Origin of the sequence: Chitinophaga sp. (assembly GCF_035564935.1) — a bacterium.
In the GTDB taxonomy this organism is placed as follows: domain Bacteria; phylum Bacteroidota; class Bacteroidia; order Chitinophagales; family Chitinophagaceae; genus Chitinophaga.
The window spans coordinates 1-3,342 of the sequence record NZ_DATMTE010000548.1 but is presented as its reverse complement, the minus strand read 5'-3'; the positions used below and the strand labels follow the sequence as shown (position 1 = coordinate 3,342).

The following is a 3,342-nucleotide window of genomic DNA, read 5'->3' as shown; positions in this document are numbered from 1 at the left end:
ATTGATCGTATTAATTTCTGTATGATTATTGGATCCCTGATCACCACTCACTGTATAGTTGGAGTAGAAGTGTTCAGCAGAACCAGCGCCATTATCCAGGTTCACGTTCCTACGCAGGTAAGCTGGTACATTTTCCAATTCCGCATTATTGTCCATGTTTTTCACATTGAAACTGATGCTGCGTAATTTAGCTACACGCTCCGCTTGTTTACGTTTTTGTTCTTCCAGGTCCTCATAAGCCTGCTGCATGGGCACTTCCGGAGGAGCCGGCGGTACATTCGCTGCACTTTCTTCTTCCTCTTTATACACCATTTTCATTTCAGGAGCAGGAGTACCTGGTTCCACGTAAATATGTGACGGTCTGTTTAAATAACCGCCTGCTGCATTGCCTGATTGTGGCTGAATAATATTCACACCAGGTTGTTGTGCAGGAGGTGCCTGCTGTACAGGCTGTTGCTGTACGGGCTGTTGCTGAACAGGTTGCTGCATCTGTTGCTGCTGTTGCATTTGCTGCATCTGCTGTTGTATCTGCTGCGGGTCGGGTTGTTGCGGCTGTGCAGGCGGTACCTGCTGTATGTTCAGCACATAGTTCTGACGTGCAGGAGCAATAGGCGCCTGTGGCTGTGGCTGTGGTGGCGTATAAGCCATTACAGGCTCAGGATGGCTCACTACGGGCTCCATCAGGCGCGGGGCCATCAGGTCCTGTGGTTCCTGGAATAAAGTACCCTGTGCCTGTTGAACGCTCATCTTTTTTTCATCGCCATCTTTGCCTAACTGCATTACAATTTTAGGCTCTGTGCGTTCAGTATTGGCAGGGGTAATTTTTTGCTGTGTGATGGGTTTTTGTTCAAAACCAGTAGCAATAATGGTTACGCCCAGTTGCCTGTCCAGCGTTTGATCATAGCCCACACCGAGGATCACATCGCAGTCTTCACCAGCCTGGCTTTGCACATACGCCTGGATAATATCCATTTCATCGAGAGTATGTTCAAATTCGCCTTCGGAAGAAGAGATATTGATAAGGATCCATTTGGCGCCGCGTATATCGTTATCGTTCAGCAGCGGGGAAGTTAATGCGTCTTCGATAGCCCTTTGCGCGCGGTTTTCGCCTTCTGCCAGTGCAGCGCCGAGGATAGCCACGCCACCGTTACGCATAACGGTGCAAACGTCGGCAAAGTCCACGTTGATCTGACCGGTGGAGTTGATTACATCTGTAATACATTTGGCGGCGGTAGCCAGCACGTTATCTGCTTTTTCGAAGGCAGCCTTGAACTTCAGGTCGCCGAATTTCTGGCGTAATTTATCATTGGAGATAATCAGCAGGGTATCTACATACTCTTTCAGGCGGGTAACACCTTCATCAGCCTGCAGCATTCTCTTTTTTCCTTCGTAAGAAAAAGGAGTGGTAACAATACCTACGGTCAGAATACCGAGTTCCTTACATATCCGCGCAATGATAGGAGCGCCACCTGTTCCGGTGCCACCGCCCATGCCGGCAGTAATGAAGGCCATTTTGGTATTTACCTCCAGTATTTTTTTGATTTCTTCAAAGGATTCTTCCGTCGCCTGTTTCCCGATTTCAGGATTTGCACCGGCGCCAAGTCCCTGTGTCAGGTGCGGTCCCAACTGTATTTTATTGGGAACAGGGCTATTGGCAATAGCTTGTGCATCGGTATTGCAAATAATGAAATTTACCCCCTCAATGCGCTGGCTATACATATGATTCACCGCATTACTTCCACCGCCACCGATACCGATGACTTTGATGATAGAAGATTTTTCCTTAGGAAGATCAAAATGTATCATGACTCTATACTTTTATGGGTTAGTACGAATAATTAATAATGAACTATTAAGAATTAAGTGCGTGTATGCTTGTATGTTATTACTATGGTTCATTTGTCCTGTCATTATTAATTATCGTTCTTAATTCTTATTATATTAAACGTTTGGTTTTTGCAACAATTGCGCCACTTACTATTAAAGTTTTGCGTCTTCTTCCTCCGTGAACATATCAATGATCTTTGTTTTCATTTTGTCCAGGAAGTTTTTCAGTGATGCATTCCTTTCTTTTGCTTTCCGGTCCTGTATTTCCTGGCTGCTCGGGGTTTCTTCTTCTATCCAGTCTTCGGGTGGAGCCACCGACTGTGCAGCCTGTTCTTTTGCCAGATAGCTGGTATTAATTTTCACATAGTTTTCTTCCAGTGCTTTACGGTCATTTTCAAAATCATTGTAGCCTTTCAGGATCAGGCCCACGCAGGTGGCATACATAGGTTTGGTTAACTCATCTATGTGGCCGCTTGCGAGGTGCTCGTTGGGGAATCCTATACGGGCGCTTGCACCGGTGGTGTATTCTGTTAACTGTATGAGGTGTTTTAATTGAGATCCGCCACCAGTAAGGATAATACCGCCATTCAGCATTTTATTATCCATACCGATCTGCTTGAGATGATACACTACGAAATCGAGTATTTCACTCATGCGCGCCTGGATAATGTGCGCCAGGTTCTTCACGGAGATCTCTTTGGGGCTCTGACCTCTTAATCCGGGGATCGTGATATAGGCGTTTGTTTTGGCTTCATCAGCCAGGGCGTAACCGAACTGTACTTTCATCTGTTCCGCCTGTGTTTTTAATACACCCAGGCCGTTCTTGATGTCGTTGGTAATGTTTTCACCACCGTACGGAATAACAGCGGTGTGTTTCAGTATACCTTCGTAAAATACTGCCAGGTCGGTGGTCCCGCCACCAATATCCACAATGGCTACACCTGCTTCAAAATCCATGTCGCACATTACCGCTGCAGCAGACGCCAATGGCTGTAATACCAGGTCGCGGATCTTAAGACCGGATTTTTCCACGCTGCGGTTAATGTTACGGATGGCGTTTTTGTCGCCGGTAATAATATGGAAGTTGGCGCCCACTTTTACCCCGGACATACCGATAGGGTAAGTGATGTTCTGCAAACTATCCACTATATATTGCTGCGGAATCACATCAATGATCTGATCGCTCGCGGGAATAACTGTTTTGTACTGATCGTTGATCAGCTGGTCAATATCTTTCTGGGATATTTCCGCATCAGTGTCATTACGTACAATATCGCCACGGGTTTGCAAACTTTTTATATGATGACCGGCTATACCAACATATACCTCGTTAATTTCCAGGTTAGGGTTGGATGCATAACAATTTTCGAGTGCTTGCCTGATAGCCTTAATGGTTTGGTCGATGTTCAGCACCATACCGTGCTGTACACCAAACGATGTAGCTTTTCCGAATCCCAGGATTTCCAGTTTCCCGTATTCATTCTTCCGTCCTGCAATGGCAGCAATCTTCGTAGT

General features: G+C 46.1%; 2 protein-coding genes. Both read right to left on the bottom strand.

Going from position 1 to position 3,342, the window contains the following annotated elements; translation table 11 throughout:
- Positions 1–1,806, bottom strand: a 1,806-nt coding sequence (ftsZ, locus tag VN105_RS14275) for a cell division protein FtsZ (RefSeq protein WP_325642000.1), incomplete at its 3' end; no start/stop codon positions are given.
- 174 nt (positions 1,807–1,980) lie between these two features.
- The coding region (gene ftsA, locus VN105_RS14270; RefSeq protein ID WP_325641998.1) for a cell division protein FtsA at positions 1,981–3,342 on the bottom strand (1,362 nt) is incomplete at its 5' end.